This window comes from Crenobacter cavernae (genome assembly GCF_003355495.1).
In the GTDB taxonomy this organism is placed as follows: Bacteria; Pseudomonadota; Gammaproteobacteria; order Burkholderiales; family Chromobacteriaceae; genus Crenobacter; species Crenobacter cavernae.
This window is the reverse complement of record NZ_CP031337.1, coordinates 583024-609624: the sequence shown is the minus strand read 5'-3', so window position 1 is coordinate 609624 and position 26601 is coordinate 583024. Positions and strand designations below refer to the sequence as shown.

Annotated in this window: 22 protein-coding genes and 1 tRNA gene; 17 read left to right on the top strand and 6 right to left on the bottom strand. The window is 66.7% G+C overall.

Annotation, left to right across the window (positions count from 1 at the left end; all coding sequences use genetic code 11):
• Positions 1-5: 5 nt before the first annotated feature.
• From DWG20_RS02865 to DWG20_RS02855, 3 genes are read right to left on the bottom strand one after another with little or no spacing between them, the layout of a single operon-like run.
• Positions 6-3074, bottom strand: a complete 3069-nt coding sequence (locus DWG20_RS02865; RefSeq protein ID WP_115432392.1) for an efflux RND transporter permease subunit — start codon at positions 3072-3074, stop codon at positions 6-8.
• Positions 3071-4153 carry an efflux RND transporter periplasmic adaptor subunit gene (locus tag DWG20_RS02860; RefSeq protein ID WP_115432391.1) on the bottom strand — a complete coding sequence of 361 codons (1083 nt, stop codon included), beginning with the start codon at positions 4151-4153 and terminating at the stop codon, positions 3071-3073. The genes DWG20_RS02865 and DWG20_RS02860 overlap by 4 nt, the downstream gene beginning before the upstream one ends.
• 31 nt (positions 4154-4184) lie before the next feature.
• On the bottom strand, positions 4185-4814 hold the full coding sequence (locus DWG20_RS02855) for a TetR/AcrR family transcriptional regulator (RefSeq protein WP_245944757.1): 630 nt from the start codon (positions 4812-4814) through the stop codon (positions 4185-4187).
• 215 nt (positions 4815-5029) lie between these two features.
• Between DWG20_RS02855 and argB the strand changes: the two genes are divergently transcribed.
• Both argB and DWG20_RS02845 read left to right on the top strand, forming a co-directional pair.
• The gene (gene argB, locus DWG20_RS02850; RefSeq protein ID WP_181881000.1) at positions 5030-5860 is read left to right on the top strand and encodes an acetylglutamate kinase; all 831 of its coding nucleotides are present in this window, start codon (positions 5030-5032) and stop codon (positions 5858-5860) included.
• Between the two features lie 282 nt (positions 5861-6142).
• Positions 6143-6580 carry a CBS domain-containing protein gene (locus DWG20_RS02845; RefSeq protein ID WP_245944756.1) on the top strand — a complete coding sequence of 146 codons (438 nt, stop codon included), beginning with the start codon at positions 6143-6145 and terminating at the stop codon, positions 6578-6580.
• Between the two features lie 72 nt (positions 6581-6652).
• Here DWG20_RS02845 and DWG20_RS02840 read toward each other — a convergent pair whose 3' ends face one another.
• Positions 6653-7462: an IclR family transcriptional regulator gene (locus DWG20_RS02840; RefSeq protein WP_115432384.1), complete on the bottom strand. Its 810-nt coding sequence runs from the start codon at positions 7460-7462 to the stop codon at positions 6653-6655.
• Positions 7463-7615: 153 nt separating this feature from the next.
• Here DWG20_RS02840 and DWG20_RS02835 point away from each other — a divergent pair, with 153 nt between their 5' ends.
• The 12 genes from DWG20_RS02835 (at position 7616) to DWG20_RS02780 (ending at position 19563) form a co-directional block, all read left to right on the top strand.
• Entirely contained in the window at positions 7616-8797 is a 1182-nt protein-coding gene (locus tag DWG20_RS02835; protein ID WP_115432382.1) for an acyl-CoA dehydrogenase, read from the top strand.
• A gap of 55 nt (positions 8798-8852) precedes the next feature.
• Positions 8853-10073 carry a CaiB/BaiF CoA transferase family protein gene (locus DWG20_RS02830; protein WP_115432381.1) on the top strand — a complete coding sequence of 407 codons (1221 nt, stop codon included), beginning with the start codon at positions 8853-8855 and terminating at the stop codon, positions 10071-10073.
• Positions 10074-10189: 116 nt separating this feature from the next.
• Positions 10190-11806 (top strand): electron transfer flavoprotein-ubiquinone oxidoreductase, encoded by a 1617-nt coding sequence (locus DWG20_RS02825; protein ID WP_115434713.1) that lies wholly within the window; start codon positions 10190-10192, stop codon positions 11804-11806.
• 330 nt (positions 11807-12136) lie between these two features.
• The gene (locus tag DWG20_RS02820) at positions 12137-12658 is read left to right on the top strand and encodes a hypothetical protein (protein ID WP_115432379.1); all 522 of its coding nucleotides are present in this window, start codon (positions 12137-12139) and stop codon (positions 12656-12658) included.
• Positions 12659-12683: 25 nt separating this feature from the next.
• Positions 12684-13043: a DUF4870 family protein gene (locus DWG20_RS02815; protein WP_115432377.1), complete on the top strand. Its 360-nt coding sequence runs from the start codon at positions 12684-12686 to the stop codon at positions 13041-13043.
• 66 nt (positions 13044-13109) lie between these two features.
• Positions 13110-13322: a DUF3820 family protein gene (locus DWG20_RS02810; protein ID WP_115432375.1), complete on the top strand. Its 213-nt coding sequence runs from the start codon at positions 13110-13112 to the stop codon at positions 13320-13322.
• Positions 13323-13327: 5 nt separating this feature from the next.
• Positions 13328-14266, top strand: a complete 939-nt coding sequence (gene ylqF / locus DWG20_RS02805; protein WP_115432373.1) for a ribosome biogenesis GTPase YlqF — start codon at positions 13328-13330, stop codon at positions 14264-14266.
• Positions 14267-14328: 62 nt separating this feature from the next.
• Positions 14329-14405: transfer RNA gene (locus tag DWG20_RS02800), tRNA-Met, on the top strand.
• 151 nt (positions 14406-14556) lie between these two features.
• A complete protein-coding gene (locus DWG20_RS02795; RefSeq protein WP_115432371.1) occupies positions 14557-15663 on the top strand; it encodes an S-(hydroxymethyl)glutathione dehydrogenase/class III alcohol dehydrogenase in 1107 nt (368 codons plus the stop codon).
• A 54-nt stretch (positions 15664-15717) separates the two neighbouring features.
• Positions 15718-16563, top strand: a complete 846-nt coding sequence (gene fghA / locus DWG20_RS02790) for an S-formylglutathione hydrolase (protein ID WP_115432369.1) — start codon at positions 15718-15720, stop codon at positions 16561-16563.
• A 27-nt stretch (positions 16564-16590) separates the two neighbouring features.
• Positions 16591-18867, top strand: coding sequence for an FdhF/YdeP family oxidoreductase (locus DWG20_RS02785; RefSeq protein WP_115432368.1), 2277 nt, complete (start codon positions 16591-16593; stop codon positions 18865-18867).
• A 198-nt stretch (positions 18868-19065) separates the two neighbouring features.
• The gene (locus tag DWG20_RS02780; RefSeq protein WP_220272000.1) at positions 19066-19563 is read left to right on the top strand and encodes a c-type cytochrome; all 498 of its coding nucleotides are present in this window, start codon (positions 19066-19068) and stop codon (positions 19561-19563) included.
• A 64-nt stretch (positions 19564-19627) separates the two neighbouring features.
• Here DWG20_RS02780 and ruvX read toward each other — a convergent pair whose 3' ends face one another.
• Together ruvX and DWG20_RS02770 are read right to left on the bottom strand one after the other, a co-directional pair.
• Positions 19628-20056, bottom strand: a complete 429-nt coding sequence (gene ruvX / locus DWG20_RS02775) for a Holliday junction resolvase RuvX (RefSeq protein ID WP_115432364.1) — start codon at positions 20054-20056, stop codon at positions 19628-19630.
• 20 nt (positions 20057-20076) lie between these two features.
• A complete protein-coding gene (locus DWG20_RS02770) occupies positions 20077-20637 on the bottom strand; it encodes a YqgE/AlgH family protein (protein WP_115432363.1) in 561 nt (186 codons plus the stop codon).
• A gap of 127 nt (positions 20638-20764) precedes the next feature.
• Here DWG20_RS02770 and DWG20_RS02765 point away from each other — a divergent pair, with 127 nt between their 5' ends.
• The 3 genes from DWG20_RS02765 to DWG20_RS02755 all read left to right on the top strand — a co-directional run bounded on the left by DWG20_RS02765 (position 20765) and on the right by DWG20_RS02755 (position 26545).
• On the top strand, positions 20765-24253 hold the full coding sequence (locus tag DWG20_RS02765; RefSeq protein ID WP_115432361.1) for a chromosome segregation protein SMC: 3489 nt from the start codon (positions 20765-20767) through the stop codon (positions 24251-24253).
• 1 nt (position 24254) lies between these two features.
• Positions 24255-24983 carry an energy transducer TonB gene (locus DWG20_RS02760; RefSeq protein WP_115432359.1) on the top strand — a complete coding sequence of 243 codons (729 nt, stop codon included), beginning with the start codon at positions 24255-24257 and terminating at the stop codon, positions 24981-24983.
• A gap of 248 nt (positions 24984-25231) precedes the next feature.
• Positions 25232-26545, top strand: a complete 1314-nt coding sequence (locus DWG20_RS02755) for a dicarboxylate/amino acid:cation symporter (protein WP_115432357.1) — start codon at positions 25232-25234, stop codon at positions 26543-26545.
• The last annotated feature ends 56 nt before the right edge of the window (positions 26546-26601 follow it).

Genomic DNA, 26601 nt, shown 5'->3' with positions numbered 1-26601 from the left:
CCAATTCATTTATTTTTGTTGATTGGCCGGTTCACCTTGAACCATTGCGCGTAGAGCGCCGGCAGGAACAGCAGCGTCAGGACGGTCGCGACGAGCAGCCCACCCATGATCGCCACCGCCATCGGTCCCCAGAAGGTGCTGCGCGTCAGCGGGATCATCGCGAGGATCGCGGCGAGCGCGGTCAGCATGATCGGCCGGAAACGGCGCACCGTCGAGCCGACCACCGCGTCGAAGCGCTCTACGCCGTCCTCGATGTCGCGCTCGATCTGTTCGACCAGGATCACCGAGTTTCGCATGATCATGCCCGACAGCGCGATCACGCCGAGCATCGCGACGAAGCCGAACGGCGCGCTAAACGCGATCAGCGTCAGCGTCACGCCTATCATGCCGAGCGGCGCGGTCAGCACCACCATCAGCGTGCGCTGGAAGCTTTTCAATTGCAGCATCAGCAAGGTCAGCACCGTCACGACCATCAGCGGGGCGACCGCGTTGATCGCGCCCTGCGCCTGCTGGCTCGACTCGACCGAGCCGCCCATCTCGATGTGGTAGCCGAAGGGCAGCGTCTGCTCGAGCGCCTGCATCTTCGGCCACAGCGCGTTCGCGATGTCGGGCGCCTGCGCGCCGTCGGCGGCGTCGGCGCGCACGGTGACGGCCGGCAGCCGGTTGCGGTGCCAGATGATGCTCTCCTCGGGCGCGTAGACGATCTTGCCGAGCTGAGCCAAGGGCACGTAACGGCCGGAAGCCGTCTGGATCATCAGGTCGCCGAGGCTCGCCACGTCCCGGCGCTCGCCGGGGTTAAGACGCGCGACGACGGCCAGGGTTCGATCGCCCTCGCGATAATCGGTCACGCTGGTGCCGGAGATCAGCAGCGCGAGCTGGCGCGACAAGGCCTGAGTCGAAATCCCGAGCGCGCGCGCCTTGTCCTGGTCGACCTCGACCTTCAGCGCCTTCGCCTGTTCGCCCCAGTCGTTGTTGACGTGGCGCGCGGCAGGGTGGGCGCGCACGATCGCTTCGGCCTGCGCGGCGATCGCGCGCACCTCGTCGTGGTCTTCGCCCATCACGCGGAACTGCACCGGGTAGCCGACCGGCGGGCCGTTCTCCAGCCGCGAGACGCGGCCGCGCACCATCGGGAAGTCGGTGTCGAACAGGTGCTCGAGCTTCTTCTTCACGTCTTCGCGTACGGTTTCGTCCTTCGTCATCACCATCAGCTGCGCGTAGTTCAGGTGCTGCTGCTGCTGGTCGAGCGGCAGGTAGAAGCGCGGGCTGCCGCCGCCGACGTAGCTCGCAACGCCGCTCACGTTCGCATCGTTCTTGATCTTGGCCTCGAGCTTCTTCACCTCGCGCTCGGTCGCCTCGAAGCTCGCACCCTGCGGCAGCCACAGGTCGACCAGCAATTCGGCGCGGTTGGACGCCGGGAAGAACTGCTGCGCGACGAACAGCTTGAACGCGCCGATCGACAGCACGAAGGCCGCGAGGGTGGCGACGATCACCGTCTTTCGGTGGTCGAGGCACCATTCGAGCGTCGCGCGGAAACGCCGGTAGAACGGCTTGTCGTACACGTCGTGGTGCGCGTGCACGGTGCCGGCGTGTTCGCGCAACAGGTGGTAGCCGAGCAACGGCGTGAACACGACGGCGACGAGCCACGACACGACGAGCGCGATGCCGACCACCGCGAACAGGCTGAACACGTATTCGCCGGCGTTCGACTTGGCGAGGCCGACCGGCAGGAAGGTCGCCGCGGTGACGAGCGTGCCGGTCAGCATCGGGAAGGCGGTGCTGGTGTAGGCGTAGGTCGCCGCGTCGAAGCGTTTCCAGCCTTCCTCGAGCTTCAGCGCCATCATCTCGACCGCGATGATCGCGTCGTCGACGAGCAAACCGAGCGCGATGATCAAGGAACCGAGCGAGATGCGCTGCAGGTCGATCTCGAAGAAGTACATCGCGAGGAAGGTCATCGCCAGCACCAGCGGAATCGACAGCGACACAACGATACCGGTGCGCAAACCCAGGCTCAGGAAGCTGACCGCGAGCACGATCACCACCGCCTCGACCAGCGACTTCATGAATTCGTCGACCGAGTGCTCGACCACCTTGGGCTGGTCGGACACCGCGTGGATCTCGACGCCTATAGGCAGTTTTGTCTTCACGTGCGCCATCAGCGCGTCGAGGTTCTGGCCGAGCTTCAGCACGTCGCCGCCGTCCTTCATGCTGATCGCGAGGCCCAGCGCCGGCTTGCCGCCGTAGCGCATGCGGAACGACGCCGGGTCGGCGAAGCGGCGCTCGACGGTCGCGATGTCGGCGAGGCGGAAGGTCTTGCCGTTCGCGGTGATCGGCGTGTTGGCGACCGCGTCCGCGCTGTTGTAGGCGCCGGTCGCGCGCACCCAGATGCGGTCGCTTGCGGTGTCGAAGGTGCCGGCCGGACTCATCGCGTTCTGCTCGGAGAGCGCGTTCCAGATGGTGCGCGCGTCGAGCCCGAGGCTGGCGAGCTTCGCGGTCGACAGGTTGACGGTGATCCGCTCGTCCTGCACGCCGACGAGGTCGACCTTGCCGACGTCGGGCACGCGCAGCGCCTCGCGCTTCACATCCTCGAGCACGCGGCGCAGGTCTTCGTCGCTGAAGCCGTCTCCGGTGAACGCATAGATGTTGCCGAAGGTGTCGCCGAACTCGTCGTTGAAGTAGGGGCCGCGGATGTCGGCCGGCAGCGTATGGCGGATGTCGGAAAGCTTCTTGCGCACCTGGTACCACACCTGCGGCACGGCCTTGCCCGGCGTGTTCTCACGCAGCATGAGCACCATCTGCGCCTCGCCCGGCTTGACGAAGGTCTTCACATAGTCGAGTTCGGGCAGCTCCATCAGCTTCTTCTCGACCTTGTCGGCGACCTGGCGCTCCATCTCGGCCGCGGTCGCGCCCGGCCAGTTCACCTGGACGACCATCGCCTTGAACGTGAATTCCGGGTCTTCCTTCTGTCCGAGCTGGGTGTAGGCCCACAGCCCGGCGACCATCAGCACCACCATCAGGTAGCGCACCAGCGGCCGGTTGTTCAGCGCCCACGCCGACAGGTTGAATCGGCTGTTCATCGCGCGCCCTCTTCAAGCAGCGACACGCGTTGGCCGTCGCGCAGCAGGTGGACGCCGGCGGTGACGACGCGGCTGCCGGCCGGCACGCCGGATTCGATCAGGACGCTCGCCTCGTCGATCGCCGCGACCTTGACGGAGGCTCGGCCAACCTTGAGCGTCTTCGCGTCGATCAGCCACACGGAGTGCTTGCCGCTTTCGTCGAGCAGCGCGGTCAGCGGCAGGCGGGTTCCTGCGCCCGCCGAGCCCGGTAGCGCGACGGTCGCCGTCATGCCGAGCCTCAGCGCCTCGGGCGGCGCGGCGATGCGGATGCGCGCGGCGTAGGTGCGCGTCGCCGGGTCGGCGTCCGAACCGAGTTCGCGCAGCGTGCCCGGGTAGCTTTCCTTGCCGTTCGCCCACAGCGACACAGAGAACGACTTGGCCTGGCGCACCGCGTCGACCAGCTGCTCGGGCACCTGCACCGCGACCTCGCGTTCGCCGTCGACGGCGAGCTTCGCGACCGGGAAGCCTGCGGCGACCACGGTGCCGGGCTCGGCCGACATCTCGCTGACGACGCCGTCGGCGTCGGCCACCAGATTCGCGTAGCCGGTCTGGTTGCGGCTGGCCGCCCGTTGCGCGCGAGCCTGCGTGAGCCTGGCGCGCGCGGCGGCGACGCCGTTCTGCTGGCGCTCGACCTGCGCGGCGCTGACGAAGTTTTTCGCCAGCAGGTCGCGCGAACGTGTGAGATCCGCCTGCTGCTGTGCGAGATCGGACTCGGCCGCCGACAGCTGCGCCTCTTTCGCCGACAGGTCGAGCCGGTAGTCGGTCGCATCCAGCCGGGCGAGCACCTGGCCCTGCTTCACCCGCTCGCCGGCGCTCACGCGTTTTTCGATGACCTTGCCGCCGACGCGGAACGCGAGCCGGCTCTCGGTGCGTGCGCGTACCTCGCCGGAAAAGCGCGGCCCGCCGTTCGCCTCGCCTTGCCCGGCGACGGTGTAGCGCACCGGCCGCACTTCTTCTGCCGGCTGGGGCTTGTCGGCGCAGCCGGCGAGTCCCATGGACAGCAGGCCGGCGATGAGGCCGGTGAAGATCGTCGTTTTCATGGTGTTCTCGTGGGGTCTTGTTGTGTTGGGGCTAGCGGGCGGCGAGGCCGGTCAGCAGCAGCGAGAGCGAGGCCTTGAGCGACGCGTAGTCGTGCCTGCCCTCGGGCGCGACGCCGGGCACCGCGCCGAACGAGTGGTTCCACACCATGCTGGTGATGATCGGCGCCATCAGCGCGTCGACGGTGGCCGCGACGTCGAGCGGGCGGAATTCGCCGCGCGCGGCACCGAATTCGACGATGGACGTCATCATCGCGCGCGCCGGCGCGATCACCTCGGTGTAATAGAACGCCGCGAGTTCGGGGAAGTTGGTCGCCTCGGCCATCATCAACTTGCACAGACCCGCGAGCCGGGTCGAACCGCTCTCCCGCCACCAGTCTTCGAGCAGCGCGAACAACAGTTCGGTCGCGCTGCCCTGGTGGTCGGCGGCGCGCTCGCGCATCGCCGTCACGTGCGCGACCTGCGTCTCGCGCACCACCGCCTTGAACAGCTCTTCCTTGTTCTCGAAATACAGATAAGGCGTGCCCTTGGTCACGCCGGCGGCGCGCGCGATGTCTTCCATCTTGGTCGCACGGAAGCCCTTCTCGACGAACAGGCCGAGCGCGGCCTCGAGGATTTCGCCGGGTCGTTCGTCTTTCTTTCTCTGCCAGCCGGTATCGATCATCGTGTTGCTGAATTCTGATTCATTAAATGGCGAGCCTAGCGTCATGGCGCCGTGCGCGCAATTAATAAATCAAAATTCAGCAACGTCTTTGGGTAGAATGCCACACCACAAGAAGTCATCCGGGAGCCGGCCGAAACCCGCCGCCGCCTCCCCCATTCAAGGAGTCAGCCGTGACCATTGCCGCCAGCGAAAAGGCGCTCATCCTCGCCGAAGCCATGCCCTACATCCGCCGTTTCTACGGCAAGACCATCGTGATCAAGTACGGTGGCAACGCGATGACCGACGAAAAGCTGAAGGAAGACTTCGCCAAGGACGTGGTGATGTTGAAGCTGGTCGGCCTGAACCCGGTGGTCGTGCACGGCGGCGGCCCGCAGATCAACGATCTGTTGGCGCGCGTCGGCAAGCAGGGCGAGTTCATCCAGGGCATGCGCGTGACCGACCGCGAGACGATGGACGTGGTCGAGATGGTGCTCGGCGGCCAGGTGAACAAGGAAATCGTGTCCTTGATCAACCAGCACGGCGGCAAGGCGGTCGGCCTGACCGGCAAGGACGGCCACTTCATCCGCGCGCACAAGCTGTTGCTGAAGGGCGATAACCCGGATGAACAGATCGACATCGGCCACGTCGGCGAGATCGAGCACATCGACCCGTCGCTGGTGTCGCTGCTCGACTCGCAGGACTTCATCCCGGTGATCGCGCCGATCGGCGTCGGCAGCGAAGGCGAGGCGTACAACATCAACGCCGACCTCGTCGCCGGCAAGCTGGCCGAAACGCTGAAGGCCGAGAAGCTGATCCTGATGACCAACACGCCGGGCGTGCTCGACAAGCAGGGCAAGCTGTTGACCGGGCTCACCGCCGCCCAGGTCGACGGCCTGTTCGCCGACGGCACCATCCACGGCGGCATGCTGCCGAAGATCAGCTCGGCGCTCGACGCGGCGAAGAACGGCGTGAACTCGGTGCACATCATCGACGGCCGCGTCGCGCACGCGCTGTTGCTCGAGATCCTGACCGACGCCGGCGTCGGGACGATGATCCGAGCCCAATGAAGATCCGCGCGCGGTAAGCGTTGCGCGCCGACGCGAAGAGCCGTTGTCCTGACAGGGGCGACGGCTTTTTTCATGGGCTCGGCCAACGTTGGCCGAGCCCCACAGGTCCGCATCGACAGTGTGGAGCGCTGCCTATGATCGAGGCTTGGCCATCTTGCCCCGCTCCCGTCCCCGCTGCCGGTGGCCCCCCTCCGCCCGCACCGCACAACGCGCTGGTCTATATTGATGGCATGACTGGCCGTACCGAACACAGGGGGTGTCATGCAAACTGTCAGGGAAATCTTGGAAGACAAACGCCACCGTCCGCTGGTCTACGTCGGGCCGGAATCCACCGTGTTCCAGGCGCTGCAGATCATGTCCGAAGCGGACGTCGGCGCGCTGCTGGTGATGGACATGGGCGATATCGTCGGCATTTTCTCCGAACGCGACTATGCGCGGCGCGTCGTGCTGCAGGGCCGCACGTCGGCCGGCACGCACGTGCGCGAGATCATGACCAGCAAGGTGGTGTACGTGAAGCCCGAGCAGACGATAGACGAATGCATGGCGCTGATGACCGAAAAACGCATCCGCCACCTGCCGGTGCTCGAGGACGGCACGGTGATCGGCGTGCTGTCGATCGGCGACCTGGTGCGCGCGACGATCACCGAGCAGCAGTTCACCATCGACCAGCTGGTCAACTACATCCAGGGCCAACACCACGGCGCCGTCGCCCACGAATAAGGCCCCAGCAATAAAACGACAACGGCGCCGCCCGGTTTCCCCGGCGGCGCCGTTTTGCTTTTCGTCCGCGATTCAGCCGAGCGGCGGCGCGATGCGGTGCGCGAGTTCGACCAGCACCGGGCCAACCTCGCGACCGAGCGTTTCCGGCGTGAACAACAGCGCCGGGCCGCTGGCGTTCAGCGCCATCGTCGGCTGGCCCGACGCCGGCGAGCGTAGCGGCACGCCGATCGCGAGCACCTCGGGGCCGTACTCGCCCCACGAGTGCGCGTAGCCGCGCTCGCGGTAGTCGACGAGGCTCTCGGCGAGCTTGTCGGCCAGGCCCGGCCATTCGGCGCCGTAGTGCTCGGCCAACTCCAGGTCGAGCTTGGCGCGCTCGGCGTCGGTCAGGCCGGCGTAGTAGGCGCGGCCGATCGCGGTCGTCACCAGCGGCACGCGCGAGCCGACCGTCAGCTGCACCGTCACCCGCGCCGCGCTGCGGCAGGTCTCGAGATAAACCATGTCGACGCCGTCGCGCATCGCCAGGCTGACCGACACGTTGTGCTTGAGCGCGAACTCGCGCATCAGCGGCGCGGCGATCTCGCGGACGTCGTAGCTCGACAACACCGCCGAACCCAAGGCGAGCACCGCGAGGCCGAGCCGGTAGTAGCCGGTGTCGGTTTCCTGCGACAGGTAGCCCAGCTGCGTCAGCGTGTAGGTCAGCCGCGACACGGTCGACTTGGGCAGGCCGGTGCGGCGCGTCAGCTCCTGGTTCGACAGCGCCGCTTCGCCGGGGCGGAACGCCGCCAGCACCGCGAGGCCGCGCGCCAGCGCGGTGACGAAGAAACGGTCCTTGTTGAGTTCGGCGTCGGACTCGTCGAGGGGAAGGTGGTCGTCTGTGCTCATTGCAGATCCTTGGTTTCGATTGGGGCAGAGCATAGGACGCAATCGCCGCGGTGAAAAGCGCGGGGCTTTACAGCGTGTACGCCAATGGCTAACATATTTCGCATGATGGAACTATGTTTCGCATAGCGAAACTTAACCCGACGGAGAAACGCCATGTCCCACGCATCCCAACGCCCCGCCTTCAATTGGTCCGACCCGCTGCTGCTCGAGGCCGCGCTGACCGAAGAAGAGCGCATGGTGCTGGACGCCGCGCATGCCTACTGCCAGGAAAGACTGCAGCCGCGCGTGCTGTCGGCTTTCCGCGAGGAGAGGTTCGATCGCGAGATCCTCACCGAGATGGGCGAGCTGGGCTTGCTCGGCGCGACGATAGAAGGCTACGGCTGCGCCGGCCTCGGCCACGTCGCTTACGGCCTGATCGCGCGCGAGGTCGAGCGCGTCGACTCGGGCTACCGCTCGGCGATGAGCGTGCAGTCGTCGCTCGTGATGCATCCGATCTACACCTTCGGCAGCGACGCGCAGAAGGACAAATATCTGACTAAGCTCGCGACCGGTGAACTCGTCGGCTGCTTCGGCCTGACCGAACCCGACGCCGGTTCCGACCCGGCCAGCATGAAGACGCGCGCGAAGAAGGTAGCCGGCGGCTGGACCTTGTCGGGCAGCAAGATGTGGATCACCAACTCGCCGATCGCCGACGTGTTCATCGTCTGGGCGAAGGATGAAGAGGACGTGATCAACGGCTTCGTGCTCGAGCGCGGCATGAAGGGGCTATCCGCGCCGGCGATCCACGGCAAGCTTTCTCTGAAGGCGTCGATCACCGGCGAGATCGTGATGGACGAGGTGTTCGTCCCCGACGAGAACCGGCTCGACGTGACCGGGCTGAAGGGGCCATTCTCTTGCCTCAATAAGGCGCGCTACGGCATCGCGTGGGGCACGATGGGCGCCGCCGAGGCGTGCTGGCACGCGGCGCGCCAGTACACGCTGGACCGCAAACAGTTCGGCCGGCCGCTCGCCGCGAATCAATTGATCCAGCTGAAACTGGCGAACATGCAGACCGAGATCACGCTCGGCCTGTTCGCCGCGTTGCAGGTCGGCCGGCTGATCGACAAGGGCGAGGCGGCGCCCGAGATGATCTCGCTGATCAAGCGCAACAACTGTGGCAAGGCGCTCGACATCGCACGGGTCGCGCGCGACATGCACGGCGGCAATGGCATCGCCGACGAGTTCCAGGTGATGCGCCACATGGTCAACCTCGAGGCGGTCAACACCTACGAGGGCACGCACGACATTCACGCGCTGATCCTCGGCCGCGCGCAGACCGGCATCGCGGCCTTCTGATTCGTCCCCGGCCGGGCGAGGCTCGGCCAACCTATCCTCTATATAGAGAATCGCCATGGCCAAACCGCTTGCAGGCATCACCGTGCTCGACCTGTCGCGCGTGCTCGCCGGCCCGTGGGCGAGCCAACTGTTGGCCGACCTCGGCGCGACCGTGATCAAGGTCGAGAAGCCCGGCAGCGGCGACGACACCCGCGCGTGGGCGCCGCCGGCCGCCAGCGACGGCAGCGCCGCCTACTTCCTGTCGGCCAACCGCGGCAAGCGCTCGATCGCGCTCGACATCACCCGGCCAGAGGGGCAGCAGATCGTCAAAAGCTTGGCCGAGACCGCCGACGTGCTGCTGGAAAACTACAAGGTCGGCGGGCTCGCCAAGTACGGGCTCGACTACGACAGCCTCGCGAAGATCAACCCGGCGCTGGTGTACTGCTCGATCACCGGCTTCGGCCAGGACGGCCCGGCCGCCGAGCTGCCCGGCTACGACTACATCGTGCAGGGGCTGTCGGGCCTGATGAGCATCACCGGCCCGGCCGACGGCGAACCACACAAGGTCGGCGTCGCGGTCACCGACCTCTTCACCGGGCTGTACGCCGCCAACGCGGTGCAGGCGGCGCTGTTCGAGCGCACCCGTACCGGCCGCGGCGCCTACATCGATCTCGCGCTGTTCGACTGCTCGTTGGCGATGCTCGCCAACGTCGCGCTGAACCATCTGGTAAGCGGCAACGTGCCGCCGCGGCTCGGCAACGCCCACCCGAACATCGTCCCCTATCAGGTGTTTGCCGTATCCGACGGCCACCTGATCCTCGCCTGCGGCAACGACAAGCAGTTTGCCGCGGTGTGCGACGTGCTCGGCGTGCCCGAGCTCGCCGAGGACGAACGTTTCGCGACCAACCCGGCGCGCGTAGAAAACCGACAGCTACTGGTGCCAAGGTTGGCCGAGCGCTTCCTGCAAGACCGTCGCGACGAGTGGCTCGGCAAGCTAGAAGCGGCCGGCGTGCCGTGCGGCCCTATCCTCAATGTCGCCGAAGCGTTCTCCCACCCGCAGGCCCGCCACCGCGGCATGTCTTTCGTGGCGCAGCGCGACGACGGCACCGAGCTCGCGCAGCTGTCTTGCCCGATCCGCTTCGACGGCGAGCCGGCTAGGGCGGAGCTTGCGCCGCCGCTTCTGGGTGAACACGGCGACGCGCTGCTGGCGGCGCTCGGCTATGACCCGGACGAAATTGCCGCATTGCGGAAGGCCGGTGTGCTGGGGTCGGGCAACCCCTATCAGACAACTGTTTGAATTGTGGCGTGGAGCCGATATCATCGTCCGGATGGGGGCTGTTTTGTGCGTTGCGATCGGCGTACACTCGCCGCCAATAAAGCAATAGACAAGGGACATCGATGGAACGCGAATACATGGAATACGACGTGGTGATCGTCGGCGGCGGCCCGTCCGGCCTTGCCAGCGCGATTCGCCTCAAGCAGCTTGCGGCAGACGCCGGTCGCGAGCTGTCGGTCTGTCTGCTCGAGAAGGGCTCGGAGATCGGCGCGCACATCCTGTCGGGCGCGGTGTTCGAGCCGAAGGCGCTCACCGAGCTGATCCCCGACTGGAAAGCCAAGGGCGCACCGCTCAACACAGAGGCGACCGACGACCATTTCCTGTTCCTGACCGAGACCGAGTCGATCGAGCTGCCGACGCCGCCGCAGATGAAGAATCACGGCAACTACATCATCAGCCTCGGCAACCTGTGCCGCTGGCTCGGTGGGCAGGCCGAGGAACTCGGCGTCGAGATCTACCCGGGCTTCGCCGCCGCCGAGGTACTGTACGACGAGAGCGGCGCGGTCAAGGGCGTCGCCACCGGCGACATGGGCATAGGCAAGGATGGCCAGAAGACCAGCGCCTGGCAGCCGGGCATGGAGCTGTGGGCGAAGCAGACCATCTTCGCCGAGGGCTGCCGCGGCTCGCTGACCAAGACGCTGTTCGAGCGCTTCGATTTGCAGAAAGACGCCGATCCGCAGACCTATGGCATCGGCATCAAGGAGCTGTGGGAAGTGCCGGCCGAGCAGCACAGCGCCGGCAGCGTCACGCACACCATAGGCTGGCCGATGGACACCGCGACCTACGGCGGCTCCTTCCTATACCACCTCGAGAACAGCCAGGTCGTCGTCGGCTTCGTCGTCGGCCTCGACTACCAGAACCCGTGGCTGTCGCCGTTCGAGGAGTTCCAGCGCTTCAAGACGCACCCGGCGATCAGGAAGACGCTCGAGGGCGGCCGCCGCATCTCGTACGGCGCGCGCGCCTTGAACGAGGGCGGCATCCAGAGCCTGCCCAAGCTGACCTTCCCGGGCGGCGTGCTCGTCGGCGACACCGCCGGCTTCCTCAACGTGCCGAAGATCAAGGGCAGCCACGCGGCGATCAAGTCGGGCATGCTCGCCGCCGAGTCGGTGTTCGAGTTGTTGTCGACCGACTCCACCGCGCGCGAAGCGACGAGCTACCCGGACAGGTTCAAGCAGAGCTGGCTGTACGACGAATTGTGGCGGGTGCGCAACATCCGTCCGGCGTTCCGCTGGGGGCTGTGGCCGGCGATCGCCTACGGCGCGCTCGACACCTACCTGTTCCGCGGCCGCGCGCCGTGGACGCTGCGCCACAAGCACGCCGACCACGAGACGCTCAAGGAAGCGGCGATGTGCTACCAGATCGACTACCCGAAGCCGGACGGCGAACTGACCTTCGACCGCCTGTCGTCGGTGTTCATCTCGAACACCAACCACAGCGAAGACCAGCCGGCGCACCTGAAGCTCAAGGACAAGAGCGTGCCGGTGGAGATCAACCTGAAGCGCTACGCGGGCCCGGAGGCGCGCTACTGCCCGGCCGGGGTCTACGAGTTCGTCGGCGAACCGGACGCGCCGCGGTTGCAGATCAACGCGCAGAACTGTGTGCACTGCAAGACCTGCGACATCAAGGACCCGATGCAGAACATCAACTGGGTGACGCCGGAAGGCGGCGGCGGGCCGAACTACCCGAATATGTAAGCGGGCAGGGCAGGCCCGGGGACGTTCTAAACGGAAAACCTGTCGCCGGAAAGCTCGGCCAACCTTGCAAAGGGTTGGCCGAGCTTTTTTGTTGCGTCGCGGCGAAACTTGACAGTCCGCCGTGCTTCGCTCACCCTTGAAGGCATGAACACCCAGCGCATCGCATCCTTTGCCTATTTTTATTGGTACCGCAGCTCGAGGCGGCTCCAAGGGATGTGCACACGCTGAAACCCAGCTTCTCCTACCAAAGCCGCCGCATCACCGGCGGCTTTTGTGTTTTCAAAGGGTCTTCCGGTCGCGGCGCAACAACACCGACAAGGAAACCCTTTCATGAACGCCCTCCGCCAACTATCCCCGCTGACCCCGCGCGAGACGGCGGCGGGCTATTTCCTGTCGATCGCCCGCGACGCTGCTGCGCTTTCCGAACACGGCGTGTTCGAAGCGCTGCTGCCGATCCGCCCGTTCGCGCTGCTGCTGGCCGCGCGCCGCGCCGACTGGAGCGCACGCTCGCCTGAGCGCTTCGCCGACGACGCCGACTGGCTCGCCGCCACCATTCTCGTGCTGCAACTCGCCGAAGTCGACATCGCGCTCGACGCCTTGCCGCAACTCGACGCGGCGAACCAGAGGTTGGCCGAGCTGTGCGGCGATCTCGCCATCGACTTCACCCCGGCGCAACCGCGGCTGGTGAGGGAGTTCGCCGCGAACGGACAGGCACCGCTTTCCGGCCGCACGCGCCTCGATTTGCCGGCGGCGCTGGCGAACCTGTCGGCGATCGCGCGGTCTTCTACACTAGCAGCATGTTGCCGCGCGGCATTGCCGGCGCCGCTCGCGCGCGTCGCGGGCCTCGCCTGATGCCGCTGACCATTAAGGAGAATCGATGAACGATTGGCCCGCCGCCGCCGCTTCCACCCGACCCCACCCGGACAAGAAGCTCTACCAGCTGACGCTGGTGGTCTACATCCTGCAGATCGTCAGCCTGTTCGTCGGCGTGACCGCGCTCGTCGGCGTGATCGTCAACTACATCAAGAAGCCCGACGTCGCCGGCACCGTGTTCGAGAGCCACTTCGCGTGGCAGATCCGCACCTTCTGGTGGGCGCTCGCCGGCTACGTGCTCGGCTTTCTCACCACCTTCCTGCTCGTCGGCTTCCTGATCCTGTTCGCGACCTGGGTGTGGTTCATCTACCGCGTCGTGCGCGGTTTCCTCGCATTCAACGACGGCAAGCCGCTGCCGGCCTGACCGGCTTAACTGGCTGATTTGTCTCGCTTCTGGCACAATGCCGCCCCTTTGGAACACGAACACGCGATGCAAGCCGCCGACCTCGAAGCGCTGGCGAGCCGGCCCATGCCCTACGGCAAGTACAAGGGCGTGCTCTTGGCCGACCTGCCGCTGAACTACCTCGTCTGGTTCGCCCGCCAGGGCTTTCCCAAGGGCGAGCTCGGCCGCTTGCTGGAGATCGTGTACGAACTCAAACACAACGGGCTCGGCTACTTGCTCGCGCCCCTGAGGAAACGGTAAACACGATGGCGATTCAATGGTTCCCCGGCCACATGAACAAGGCCAAGAAGCAGGTGGCGGACCGCCTGAAGGGCATCGACGTGGTGATCGAGATGCTCGACGCCCGCCTGCCGGCTTCCAGCGCCAACCCGATGCTCGCCGGCATGACGAGCAAGAAGAAGGCGCTGAAGATCCTCAACAAGCAGGACCTGGCCGACCCGACCCGCACCCGCGTGTGGATCGACTACTACAACGGCCTGAACGACACGCGCGCGATCGGGCTCGACGCCGGCGACAAGAGCCCGGCGCAGCGGCTGATCAGCGCCTGCCGCGAGATCGCACCCCACCGCAGCGGCCTCGACAAGCCGCTGCGCGTCTTGATCTGCGGTATCCCCAACGTCGGCAAGTCGACGCTGATCAATAGTCTCTTGGGCCGCCGCGCCGCGAAGGTCGGTAACGAGCCGGGCATCACCAAGGGCGAGCAGCGCATCGACCTGGCCGACGACTTCATCCTCTACGACACGCCGGGCATGCTGTGGCCGAAGATCCTGGTCGAGCAGGGCGGCTACAACCTCGCCGCCAGCGGCGCGGTCGGCCGCAACGCGCTCGACGAGGAAGAGGTCGCGCTCGAACTCTTGAAATACCTGATCGTGAACTACCCGGCCGACGTCGAGGCGCGCTACAAGCTCGACGGCGTCGCCGAGATGCTCGACGACCAGCTCTTGGAGGCGATCGGCCGGCGCCGCGGCGCGATGCTCGGCGGCGGGCGCGTCAACTTCCAGAAGACCGCCGAGATCGTGCTGACCGACTTCCGCGACGGCACCATCGGCCGCATCACGCTCGAGACGCCGGAAGAGTGGAAGGACTGGCTGACCGAGGCGCGCCGCCTCGACGCCGAACGCCAGTCGGCGCGCGACCTCGCGAAGGCCGAACGCGCCGCCGCGGTGAAGAAACGCCGCGGTTGATGATCGTTTTTGAAAAAGTCTTGACCTGAAACGAAACGTTCGATAATATCTGGGTTCTCTGACGCGGGGTGGAGCAGTCTGGTAGCTCGTCGGGCTCATAACCCGAAGGTCGTAGGTTCAAATCCTGCCCCCGCAACCAAGTTTCAGAAAAGCCACCGGTGAAAACCGGTGGCTTTTTGCATTTCTGCCTCTCCTTTCTGCATGCGGGCTTTCCCTTTAACGTTCCGCTCGAATCCGGGTCGATACTTGGGGCTCTCTTTCTGCCCCCAACCCCGCCCCGGAGACGTGAAATGAAAACCCAAGCCGCAGTCGCCTGGCAAGCCGGCGCCCCGCTGACCATCGAAACCGTCGACCTGGCCGGCCCGAAAGAGGGCGAAGTGCTGGTCGAACTGAAGGCCACCGGCATCTGCCACACCGACTACTACACGCTGTCGGGCGCCGACCCCGAAGGCCTGTTCCCGGCCATCCTCGGCCACGAGGGCGCCGGTGTGGTGGTCGACGTCGGGCCGGGCGTGAAGTCGCTGAAAAAGGGCGACCACGTCATTCCCCTGTACACGCCCGAATGCCGCGAGTGCAAGTTCTGCCTGTCGAGAAAGACCAACCTGTGCCAGGCGATCCGCTCGACGCAGGGTCGCGGGCTGATGCCGGACGGCAGCAGCCGCTTCTCGATCGACGGCACGCCGATCCTGCATTACATGGGCACGTCGACCTTCTCGAACTACACCGTGGTGCCCGAGATCGCGCTGGCGAAAATCCGCGAAGACGCGCCGTTCGACACCGTCTGCTACATCGGCTGCGGCGTCACCACCGGCCTCGGCGCGGTGATCTTCACCGCGAAAGTCGAGGCGGGCGCCAACGTCGTGGTGTTTGGTCTGGGCGGCATCGGGCTTAACGTGATCCAGGGCGCGAGGCTGGTCGGCGCGGGCAAGATCATCGGCGTCGACATCAACCCGGCGCGCGAGGCGATGGCGCGCAAGTACGGAATGACCGACTTCATCAACCCGAACGAGGTCGACAACGTCGTCGACGCGATCATCCAGCTCACCGACGGCGGCGCCGACTACGCGTTCGAGTGCATCGGCAACGTCAACACCATGCGCCAGTCGCTCGAGTGCTGCCACAAGGGCTGGGGCCAGTCGATCCTGATCGGCGTCGCCGCCGCCGGCGAGGAGATCCGCACGCGGCCGTTCCAGCTCGTCACCGGCCGTGTCTGGAAGGGCTCGGCCTTCGGCGGCGCGCGCGGCCGAACCGACGTGCCGAAGATCGTCGACTGGTATATGGAGAACAAGATCAGCATCGACGACATGATCACGCACCGGCTGACGCTGGAGCAGATCAACGACGGCTTCGAGCTGATGAAGCGCGGCGAGTCGATCCGTTCGGTGGTGGTCTACTGATTCAGCCCCTTGGGCGGGCGGTGGCCCCTGCAGCGCCGCCCGTTTGGAGAGAACATGGAAATCCTGAGCCAGCACGGCTGCTTTTCCGGCCGCCAGGGCTTTTACCGGCACGCTTCGAGCACGATCGGCCTGCCTATGCGCTTTTCGGTCTACCTGCCGCCGCAGGCCGAACACGGCAAGGTGCCGGTGCTGATTTATCTGGCCGGCCTGACCTGCACCGAAGAGACCTTCATGATCAAGGCCGGCGCGCAGCGCGTGGCCGCCGAACTCGGCCTCGCGCTGGTCGCGCCCGACACCAGCCCGCGCGGCGCGAACATCGACGGCGAAGACAAAGACTGGGACTTCGGCACCGGCGCGGGCTTCTATATCGACGCGACGCGCGAGCCGTGGGCGAAGCACTACAAGATGGAAAGCTACGTCGCCTGCGAACTGCCTCAAACGTTGGCCGAGCACTTCCCGGTCGACATCGCCCGGATGGGCATCTTCGGCCACTCGATGGGCGGACACGGCGCGCTGACGCTGGCGTTCAAATATCCGCAGCGATTCAGGTCGCTGTCGGCGTTCGCGCCCATCGTCGCGCCGAGCCGGGTGCCTTGGGGCGAGAAGGTGTTTGCCGGCTATCTCGGTGACGATAGGGACGAATGGACGCGGCACGACGCGTGCGAGCGGGTAACAACGTTGGCCGAGCCCTACCCGGGCGAGATCCTGGTCGACCAGGGGCTGGCCGATCAGTTTCTCGAGACGCAGCTCAGGCCAGAGTTGTTTGAAGCCGCGTGCACCGAACGCGGCCAGCCGCTGACGCTGCGTCGCCACGCCGGCTACGACCACGGTTACTATTTCATCTCGACCTTTATCGAAGACCATCTTCGGCACCACGCGCAGCAGCTTTTCGCGATATAGCCGTACGCGCCGGACACAGACATCATCATGAGCCAGAAGATCCGCATCGAACCGTACCCGGGGGCCGCCGGCGGCTGGGGCGCGCTGAAAAGCACCACGCGCCACTTGCTGAACAGCGAGCAGGCGCTGACCAACCTGAAGACGCTGGCCAACACCAACCAGCCGGGCGGCTTCGACTGTCCCGGCTGCGCGTGGGGCGAGGGCAAGCACAGTGGCCGCGTCAGCTTCTGCGAGAACGGCGCCAAGGCGGTGAACTGGGAGGCGACCGCGCGCCGCGTCGACGCCGCCTTCTTCGCCGAGCACAGCGTCGCGTCGTTGTATGCGCAGACCGACCACTGGCTCGAGTCGCAGGGCCGGCTGACCGAGCCGATGGTCTACGACGCGGCCAGCGACCACTACGCACCGATCGCCTGGGACGACGCGTTCGCGCTGATCGCGCAGCACCTGAAGCAACTCGATTCGCCCGATCAGGCCGAGTTCTACACCTCGGGCCGCACCGGCAACGAGGCGGCTTTCCTGTATCAGCTGTTCGTGCGCGCCTACGGCACCAACAACTTCCCCGACTGTTCGAACCTATGCCACGAGGCGAGCGGCGTCGCGCTGCGCCGCAGCGTCGGCGTCGGCAAGGGCACGGTGACGATGGACGACTTCGATCAAGCCGATGCCATCTTCGTGTTCGGCCAGAACCCCGGCACCAACCATCCGCGCATGCTCGACACCTTGCGCGACGCGGTCAAACGCGGTGCGCAGGTGGTGGCGATCAACCCGCTGAAGGAACGCGGCCTCGAGCGCTTCACCCACCCGCAGCACCCGCTCGAGATGCTGGCAGGCTCAGCGACGACGATGAACACGCGCTACGTGCAGCCGAGACTCGGCGGCGACATGGCCTTGGTGCGCGGCATGGTCAAGGCGCTGCTCGCCGCCGAACGCGAAGCGCAGGCCAATGGCGGCGAACCGGTGTTCGACCACGCCTTCCTTCGTGAACACACCGACGGGCTGGAAACGTACCTGGTCGCAGTAGACGCGACGTCGTGGGAAACCATCGAACGCCAGTCGGGCGTCACGCGCGACGTCATCGAAGGCTTGGCCGAGGTCTACCGGAAAGCCGACCGCGTGATCGCCACCTGGGCGATGGGCATCACGCAGCACAAGCACTCGGTCGCGACCATCCAGGAGATCGCCAACTGGATGCTGCTCTGCGGCAACGTCGGCCAGCCCGGCGCCGGCCTGTGCCCGGTGCGCGGCCACAGCAACGTGCAGGGCGACCGCACCATGGGCATCAACGAGAAGCCGTCGGCGGCGTTTCTCGACAAGCTCGGCCGACGTTTCGACTTCGACGTGCCCCGCAAGCACGGTCATGCGGTGGTAGAGGCGATCCAGGCGATGAAGGACGGCCAAAGCCGCGTGTTCTTCGCGCTCGGCGGCAACTTCGCCGCGGCGACGCCCGACACCGCGGCGACCGAGGCGGCGCTCAGAAACTGTGACCTGACGGTGCAGGTCAGCACCAAGCTCAACCGCAGCCACCTGGTGACCGGCAAGAGCGCGCTGATCCTGCCGTGCCTCGGTCGCACCGAGATCGACCAACAGGCCGGCGGCGCGCAGATGATCTCGGTAGAGGATTCGATGAGCATGGTGCATTCGTCGGCCGGCGTGCTGGAACCCGCGTCGCCGCAGCTGAAGTCCGAACCGGCGATCGTCGCCGGCGTCGCCGAGGCGTTGCTAGGAAAGTGGCCGGTCGACTGGATGTTTCTCATCGAAGACTACGACCGGATCAGAAACCTAATCGCCGACACGCTGCCCGGCTTCGAAGGCTTCAACGAAAGACTGAAAGCACCGCGCGGCTTCTACCTCGGCAACGCCGCGCGCGAGCGGCGCTGGGATACCGCCAGCGGCCGCGCGACCTTCGCCGCGTCACCGTTGCCCGAGCATCTGGACACGCATGAAGGTGATCTTGTGCTGCAGACGCTGCGCTCGCACGACCAGTACAACACCACCATCTACGGCCTCGATGACCGCTACCGTGGCGTGTTCGGCCAGCGCCGCGTGGTGTTCGTGTCCGGCGCGGACCTCACACGCCTCGGCTTCGCGGCCGGCGAGACGGTCGACCTGGTCGCAGAGTGGGGCGACGGCGTCGAGCGACGCGTCTGCGATTTCACGCTGGTCGAGTACGACCTGCCGCCGGGCAGCGCCGCAGCCTACTACCCGGAGACCAACCCCTTGGTCGCGCTGGCCAGCGTCGGCGACGACAGCCGGACGCCGACGTCGAAGTGGGTGCCTATCCGTTTCGAACGCGCGGCGCGCTGAGGGCCCCGTCGCCACAAGCCGTGGCACGATGCCGCGGCTTTTTCGTGCCCGCCGGGTTGGCCGAGCCCGGCATGGGTCCGCGATTCGGCCTCGTCGACGAAAGCAATCCCGTCTTTCATTGTTTGGCGGAAAAAATGACGCGCGATGACTACGATGGATGCATCGGGCCCACATCGGGCCCATCATCGGGGAGGCATCGTGGCGACGAAACGGCTGGATTGGATGGGCGTGGTGGCGGTGGTGATCGGCGTTTGTGCGCCGGCCGTGTGGGCGGCCAAACACGATAACACGGCGCTGAAGTCGGTCGAGCGCGGGCGTTATCTCGTGAAGATCACCGGCTGCAACGACTGTCACACACCGGGCTTCGCGATGTCGGGCGGCCAGGTCGCCGAGAAGCAATGGCTGATCGGCGACTCGCTCGGCTGGCGCGGCCCCTGGGGCACGACCTACCCGAGCAACCTGCGGCGCTACGTCCAGGGGGTCAGCGAGGGTGACTGGCTGAAGGTGGCGCGCACGGCGGAGCTCAGGCCGCCGATGCCGGTGCCTTCGCTGCGCGCGATGAGCGACGCCGACCTGAAGGCGATCTACCGCTACATCCGCTATCTCGGCCCGGCCGGTTCGACGGCGCCGGCCTATCAGCCGCCCGGCGAGGAGCCGAAGGGGCCGGTGGTGCTGTTTCCCTCGCCGCCGCAGTAAGGGCGTGGAGATGAAAAAAGCCGCGGCCGTCGGACTGCGGCTTTCGTCGTTCGGAGGGGCAGGTTTACACCGCTTCGCCGCCGGCTTCGAACCAGGTCTGGACGATGGCCATCGCCGCGACCTGGTCGAGCGCCGTCTTCTGCTTCCTGCCGCGCACGCCGGCGTCGTTCAACATGCTCTCGGCCAACAGCGAGGTATGGCGCTCGTCGACCAGCCACACCGGCAGCGCGAAGCGGCCCTTGAGGCGCTGCGCGAACTTGTGCGACAGGCGGGTCATCTCGTGTTCGGTGCCGTCGGCGTGCGTCGGCAGGCCGACCACCAGCGCGCCCGGCTGCCATTCGGCGATCAGTTTGGCGATGGCCGTAAAGCGCTCGTCGTTGCTCGGGGTGTCGATCGTGACGAGCGGCGTGGCGACGCCGACTTCGGCGGCACCCATCGCGATGCCGATGCGGCGCTCGCCGAAGTCGAAGCCGAGGATAGTGGAGTCGGGCATGGCGGAACCAGTAAGGGGGGTCAGGCGTGGCCGACGTCGCCGGACAGCCATGTCGGGTCGATGCCCAACAGCGCCATGCCGGCTTCGAAGCGTTCTTCGGAGGGCAGGTTGAAGATGATGTCGGTCGACGCCGGGACGGTCAGCCATGCGTTCTGCGCGATTTCCTGCTCGAGCTGGCCCGGCTCCCAGCCGGCGTAGCCGAGGCTGACGATCAGCTCGCCCGGGCCCGTGCCTTCACCGAGCGCGGCGAGCACGTCCTTGGACGTCGTCAGCGCCAGCGTGTCGGTGACCATCAGGCTCGACTGCCAGTTGCCGGCCGGCTGGTGCAGCACGAAGCCGCGGTCCGGGTGGACCGGGCCGCCGAAATACACCGGCAGCGTCGCGAGCTCGCGGTCGGTCAGCGGCAGGTCGATCTGTTCGAACAGCTGCGCCAGCGCGATGCCGGACGGCTTGTTGACGATCAGCCCCATCGCGCCGTGCTCGCCGTGCTCGCACAGGTAGACCAGGCTTTTGGCAAAGAGGGGATCGACCATGCCGGGCATGGCGATCAGAAATTGGTTGGAGAGCGAGAGCATTTCCATCCCGGCATTATGGCACAGCGCCGAGGCCGCAGCCTTCCACATCGCATGTGCCTCGCGTGCCGGCCGGCGGCGGCCGAAAAGCGGCTAAAATGGGCCGTTTTGCCACCCCGATCCTAGCGAGGGCGTCTTGCGTCTCACCCATATCAAACTGGCCGGCTTCAAATCCTTCGTCGACCCGACCGCGATTCCGGTGCCGGGCCAGCTGGTCGCGGTGATCGGCCCGAACGGCTGCGGCAAATCGAACGTGATCGACGCGGTGCGCTGGGTGCTCGGCGAATCGAGCGCCAAGCAGCTGCGCGGCGAGTCGATGCAGGACGTGATCTTCAACGGCTCGAGTTCCAGGAAACCGGTAAGCCGCGCATCGGTCGAGCTGGTGTTCGACAATGCGGACGGTGCGCTCACCGGCCCGTGGGGCCAGTACGCCGAGGTCGCAATCAAGCGCGTGCTGACGCGCCAGGGCGAGTCGAGCTACTACATCAACAACCAGCAGGTGCGCCGCCGCGACATCACCGACCTGTTCCTCGGCACCGGCGTCGGCGCGCGCGGCTACGCGGTGATCGAGCAGGGGATGATCTCGCGCATCATCGAGGCGCGGCCGGAGGAACTGCGCGCCTATCTGGAAGAAGCCGCCGGCGTCTCGAAGTACAAGGAACGCCGCCGCGAGACCGAGAACCGGCTGTCGGACACGCGCGATAATTTGGAGCGCATCGCCGACCTGCAGCAGGAACTGACGCGCCAGGTAGAGAAGCTGTCCGAGCAGGCCGAGGTCGCCGTCCACTACCATGACATGCGCGGCGCGCTGACTCACAAGCAGAACCTCTTGGCGCTCGCGCGGCGCGAGGAAGCGGCGCGCACCGAGGCCGCCGCGCGCGAGGAACTGGCGCGGCTGGAGACCGAGGAGACCGCGCTGTCGGCCGCAGCGACGCACCTTGAGACGGAGCTTGCCACGCTGCGCGAAGACCACTACGCGGCGAGCGACGCGGTGCATGCGGCCCAGCAAGTGCTGTCCGAGGCGAACGCGCAGCTCGCGCGGCTCGAGGAGCAGAGCCGCCACCGCGAGCAGAGCCGTGCGCGCATCGAGCGTGAGATGGCCGCCGCGCGCGACGAGCGCCAGAGGTTGGCCGAGGCGCGCGCCACGGTCGAGGCCGAGCTCGACGACTGGCTGCCGCGCCAGGAAGAGGCGCAGATGATGCTCGAAGAGGCGCAGATGTCACTCGAAGACGGCGCCGACAGCCTGCCCGAGGCCGAGGCTCAGTTCAGGCTCAAGGATCAGGCGCTCTCTCAATTGACCGCGCAGCAGTCGAACCTGACGCGCGAAAGGGATCTGGCGCACCAGCGCGGCGAACACCTTAAAGAACGCTTGAATCAGCTGGCCGGCCGCGAAGGCGCGCTGCAGAAGGAACTGTCAGACCTGAACCTGCCTAGCGACGACGCGCTCGAGGCCGCCGCGTTTGAAGTCGATCGCGCGAGAGCGGCGCTCGACGCGGTGCGCGCGCGCGTCGCCGCCGACGAGGCGAAGCTCGCCGACATGGCCTCGGAGCGGGAAAAGCTCGACGAAACGTTGGCCGAGGCAAGGGCGCGTCTCGCCCGCGCCGAGGCCGAGGCCGACGCGCTCGCGGCGGTGCTCGCTCGCGAGGCGGCCGGCGAGAAGCTTGGCGATTGGCTTGAGGAACAGGGCCTCGATAGCGCGCCGGGCCTGTGGCAGGCGGTGAGTGTCGAGCCCGAATGGCAGCCCGCATTCGAGGCGGTGCTCGGCGACCGGCTCGCCGCGCGTGCGGGTGCCTTGCCTATTGGTATTCCGCCGGCGCCTTTCACCGTTATCGACGGCCAAGGCTCGGCCAACGTCGGTGCATCGAACCGGCCGTGGCCGCGGCTCTTGGACAAGATCGAGGCCGACGCGCCGTTTTCGTCGTTACTCAACGATTGGCTGGCCGGCGTGTACCTCGCCGACTCGCTGCCAGCCGCGCTCGGCCAACGTCAAGAGCTCGCGCAAGGCGAAGTGCTGCTGACGCCCGAAGGTCATCGCGTGTCTTCGCTGGCGGTCGCCTTCCATGCCGAGGCCGGTGGCGACGGCCTGCTCGCTCGCCAACAGGCGCTGTCGCGCGCTCAGGAAGCGGCCGAAGCGCTCGCGCCCGAGATCGACGCCTTGCAGCGTCAACGCGAGAGCCTGGTCAGCCGCACGAACATGATGGCCGAGGCGGTGCGCGCGCAGAAGGGCGCGCTGACAAGGCTCGAAGGCGAACTCAATGCGGCGACGCTCGAACAGGTCAAGCTCGACCAGGCGGCGCGCCAGGGCGCGGCGCGACTGTCGGCGATCCGCGCCGAGCGCGAAAGGTTGGCCGAGGAGCGTCATCACGCCGAGGAGACGATCGCCGACAGCGAGATGCTGGCCGAGGAGGCGGCGCTGACGCTCGAGGAGCTGGCAAGCAGCCTCGAGGACGCGCGCATCGACCGGCTGAACGCCGAGACCGGGCTGGAGCTCGCGCGCAACAAGACGCGCGACGCCGAGCGCCGCATGCACGATATCAAGCTCGCGCAGCACACCGCCGAGCAGAAGGTCGCCGAACTCGTGCGCCGCGCGCGCGAACTTGCCGAACGCGACGGCACGCTCGAAGAGCGGCTGATGACCTTGGCCGAGGAGGGCGAGACGGCAGACGAGGCGGTGCCCGAGGAGGCGCTGCAGGAGGCGCTGATCGCGCGCGAGACGCACGAACAGGAGCTGTCCGCCGCGCGCGATGCGCTCAACGGCCTGACCGAGCGGATGCGCGTGCTCGCGCAACAGCAGCAGGACGCGAACGCGCGCCTGCCTTCGATCCGCGAGGCGCGCCAGGACTGGCTGCTCAAGCACCAGGAGGCGCGCATCGGGCTCGAGCGTTTCAACGAGGAGCTGAAGGAAGCCGGCGCCGACGAGGCGGTGCTGATGGCGGACCTGACCGACGCGGTCAAGCCGAACGCGCTGGCGGCCGAGATCGCGCGGCTGGCGCGCGCGATCGACAACCTCGGCGCGGTCAACCTCGCCGCGCTCGAGGAGCTCGACGAGGCGAAAAAGCGCGGCGACTATCTGGCGAACCAGTCGGAAGACCTGAACCAGGCGATGGAGGCGCTCTCGGAGGCGATCGCCAAGATCGATGCCGAGACGCGCGACCTCTTGAAGGACACCTACGAGGCGGTCAACGCCAAGATGCGCGAGTTCTTCCCGACGCTGTTCGGCGGCGGCCGCGCCGAGCTGACGCTGACCGGCGAGGACATGCTCGACGCCGGCGTGCAGATCATCGCGCAGCCGCCGGGCAAGAAGAACAGCACGATTCACCTGCTGTCCGGCGGCGAGAAGGCGCTGACCGCGATGAGCCTGGTGTTCTCCTTGTTCAGCCTGAACCCGGCGCCGTTCTGCCTCTTGGACGAGGTCGACGCGCCGCTCGACGACGCCAACACCAGCCGCTTCTGCGACTTGGTGAAGAAGATGTCATGCAACACACAGTTTCTCTATATCAGCCACAACCGGCTGACGATGGAGATGGCCGAGCAGCTCGTCGGCGTGACGATGCAGGAGCAGGGCGTGTCCCGCATCGTCGCGGTCGATATCGTCGAGGCGATGAAGATGCGCGAGACCGCCTGACATGGGAAGCCGCGGCCCCGGCGACGGGCACGTGTTCGTCGCAGCGCTCGCCGTCTCGCTCGCCGCGCACGCGGCGACGCTGGCGCTGTGGCCGCCGCGGCCGCATACCGTCGGCGAGCCGCAGCCGCTGACGGTGAAGCTGGTTGGTGTCCGCAAGGAGGCCGCAGCCGATGCGCGGCCAACCTTGCCTGAGCCTGCCCGGGCGGCGTCTCCTGCCGCCTCTTTGACGCCCCGCAGAGCGGACGCTGCGAAGCCGGAAACCGGCCGCGCCGAAACGCCGAAAGCGACGCGGTCGGGACCGGCCGAGTCGGTTTCTTCATCGGTATCGACGGCGTCATCGCCGGTAACGGGCGGAGGCGGCACAACCGCGTCGGCCGCGAAGCACGAGGCGGCCACCGGCCAGGCGGGCGGCACGGGCGAGCCCGGCGAAGACGCGCCGACCACGCCGGCGCGCTACCGCGCCGACTACCTGACCAATCCGCCGCCGGCCTACCCGGAGCGCTCGCGCGAACTGGGCGAGGAGGGCAGGGTCGAGGTCCGCGTGCGCGTCACCGTCGACGGCCGCCCGGCCGAGGTGCAGCTCGCCAGGTCGAGCGGCTACAAGCGGCTCGACGACGCGGCGCTGAAGGCGGTCGCGCACTGGCGCTTCGTGCCGGCCAGGCGCGGCGACACGCACGTCGAGGCGTGGCTGATCGTGCCGATGCCGTTCAGGCTTGACGACGCGCGCTGACGGGCCGGCCTCGGCCAACCCGCGCTTGAAAAACGCCAGTCTTTCGCTTCCCCTCCCCCGATGTCCTGCCGCGTCCGGAGCCGGCATCGGCTCCCCGTCATGCCTATTTCTCCTCGCGGCACTGGGGTTTTCCGCAATGCGAAAACTCCTGATTTCGCCCGCCTGCCACACCGTCCATCATCCGATCACCTTTCGGCCAAAAGGAGCGGCGACGTACCGCTCCGAAACTACAGAGACGGGAAAAAGCCATGCAGAAAAAACCTTTCTATCGCAGCCTGTACTTCCAGGTCATCGTCGCGATCCTCCTCGGTGTGGCCGTCGGCCACTTCTGGCCGGACACCGGCGCGTCGCTCAAGCCGCTTGGTGACGGCTTCATCAAGCTGGTGAAGATGATGATCGCGCCGATCATCTTCTGCACCGTCGTGGTCGGCATCGCCGGCATGGAAGACATGAAGAAGGTCGGCCGCGTCGGCGGCAAGGCGCTGCTCTACTTCGAAGCGGTGACCACGCTCGCGCTGATCATCGGCCTTGTCGTCGTCAACGTGCTCAAACCGGGCGCCGGCATGAACGTCGACCCGGCGACGCTGGACGCCGGCTCCATCGCCAAGTACACCGCCAAGGCCGGCGAGCAGTCGGTGGTCGACTTCGTGCTGCACGTGATTCCTAACAGCGTCGTCGGCGCGTTCGCCGAGGGCGAGATCCTGCAGGTGCTGCTGTTCTCGGTGCTGTTCGGCTTCGCGCTGGCCAAGATCGGCACGCCGGCCAAGCCGCTGGTCAACCTGTTCGAGAAGGTGTCGCAAGGCCTGTTCGTGGTGATCGGCATGATCATGAAGCTCGCCCCGGTCGGCGCGTTCGGCGCGATGGCGTTCACCATCGGCAAGTACGGCGTCGCTAGCCTGTCGTCGCTCGCCGCGCTGATGGGGTCGTTCTACCTGACCTGCCTGCTGTTCGTGTTCCTGGTGCTGGGCACCATCACCAAGATCGCCGGCTTCAGCGTGTGGGGCCTGATCAAGTACATCAAGGAAGAGCTGTTGATCGTGCTCGGCACCTCGTCGTCCGAATCGGCGCTGCCGCGCCTGATGACGAAGATGGAACGCCTCGGCTGCCAGAAGTCGGTGGTGGGCCTCGTGGTGCCGACCGGCTACTCGTTCAACCTCGACGGCACGTCGATCTACCTGACGATGGCGGCGATCTTCATCGCCCAGGCTTGCGGCATCGACCTGTCGCTGACGCAGCAACTGACCATCATCGGCGTGCTGCTGCTGACCAGCAAGGGCGCCGCCGGCGTCACCGGTTCGGGCTTCATCACGCTGGCGGCGACGCTCGCCACCGTGCCGGACATCCCGGTCGCCGGCCTCGCGCTGATCCTCGGCATCGACCGCTTCATGTCCGAAGCGCGCGCGCTGACCAACCTGGTCGGCAACGCGGTCGCGACCGTGGTGGTCGCCAAGTGGGAAGACTCGCTCGATACCGCCACGCTGAAGCGCGAGCTGGCGAACCCGACGCCGCTGATCGACACCGTGCTCGAGCCGGTGGCCGAGCTGGCCGAAGAGCGTCGCTGATCGATTCCTCCGCCGTAGCAACACCCCTTGTGCCCGCCTTCATGGCGGGCCTTTTT

Bases quoted from the DNA above. Each gene is read 5' to 3' on its own strand.
- ylqF (WP_115432373.1), top strand. From the start codon at position 13,328: ATGGCGATTCAATGGTTCCCCGGCCACATGAACAAGGCCAAGAAGCAG.
- DWG20_RS02840 (WP_115432384.1), bottom strand. From the start codon at position 7,462: ATGAGCACAGACGACCACCTTCCCCTCGACGAGTCCGACGCCGAACTC.
- DWG20_RS02825 (WP_115434713.1), top strand. From the start codon at position 10,190: ATGGAATACGACGTGGTGATCGTCGGCGGCGGCCCGTCCGGCCTTGCC.
- DWG20_RS02860 (WP_115432391.1), bottom strand. From the start codon at position 4,153: ATGAAAACGACGATCTTCACCGGCCTCATCGCCGGCCTGCTGTCCATG.
- DWG20_RS02785 (WP_115432368.1), top strand. From the start codon at position 16,591: ATGAGCCAGAAGATCCGCATCGAACCGTACCCGGGGGCCGCCGGCGGC.
- ruvX (WP_115432364.1), bottom strand. From the start codon at position 20,056: ATGCCCGACTCCACTATCCTCGGCTTCGACTTCGGCGAGCGCCGCATC.
- DWG20_RS02820 (WP_115432379.1), top strand. From the start codon at position 12,137: ATGAACGCCCTCCGCCAACTATCCCCGCTGACCCCGCGCGAGACGGCG.
- fghA (WP_115432369.1), top strand. From the start codon at position 15,718: ATGGAAATCCTGAGCCAGCACGGCTGCTTTTCCGGCCGCCAGGGCTTT.
- argB (WP_181881000.1), top strand. From the start codon at position 5,030: ATGCCCTACATCCGCCGTTTCTACGGCAAGACCATCGTGATCAAGTAC.
- DWG20_RS02760 (WP_115432359.1), top strand. From the start codon at position 24,255: ATGGGAAGCCGCGGCCCCGGCGACGGGCACGTGTTCGTCGCAGCGCTC.
- DWG20_RS02815 (WP_115432377.1), top strand. From the start codon at position 12,684: ATGAACGATTGGCCCGCCGCCGCCGCTTCCACCCGACCCCACCCGGAC.
- DWG20_RS02755 (WP_115432357.1), top strand. From the start codon at position 25,232: ATGCAGAAAAAACCTTTCTATCGCAGCCTGTACTTCCAGGTCATCGTC.
- DWG20_RS02795 (WP_115432371.1), top strand. From the start codon at position 14,557: ATGAAAACCCAAGCCGCAGTCGCCTGGCAAGCCGGCGCCCCGCTGACC.
- DWG20_RS02855 (WP_245944757.1), bottom strand. From the start codon at position 4,814: ATGATCGATACCGGCTGGCAGAGAAAGAAAGACGAACGACCCGGCGAA.
- DWG20_RS02865 (WP_115432392.1), bottom strand. From the start codon at position 3,074: ATGAACAGCCGATTCAACCTGTCGGCGTGGGCGCTGAACAACCGGCCG.
- DWG20_RS02770 (WP_115432363.1), bottom strand. From the start codon at position 20,637: ATGGAAATGCTCTCGCTCTCCAACCAATTTCTGATCGCCATGCCCGGC.
- DWG20_RS02810 (WP_115432375.1), top strand. From the start codon at position 13,110: ATGCAAGCCGCCGACCTCGAAGCGCTGGCGAGCCGGCCCATGCCCTAC.
- DWG20_RS02830 (WP_115432381.1), top strand. From the start codon at position 8,853: ATGGCCAAACCGCTTGCAGGCATCACCGTGCTCGACCTGTCGCGCGTG.
- DWG20_RS02835 (WP_115432382.1), top strand. From the start codon at position 7,616: ATGTCCCACGCATCCCAACGCCCCGCCTTCAATTGGTCCGACCCGCTG.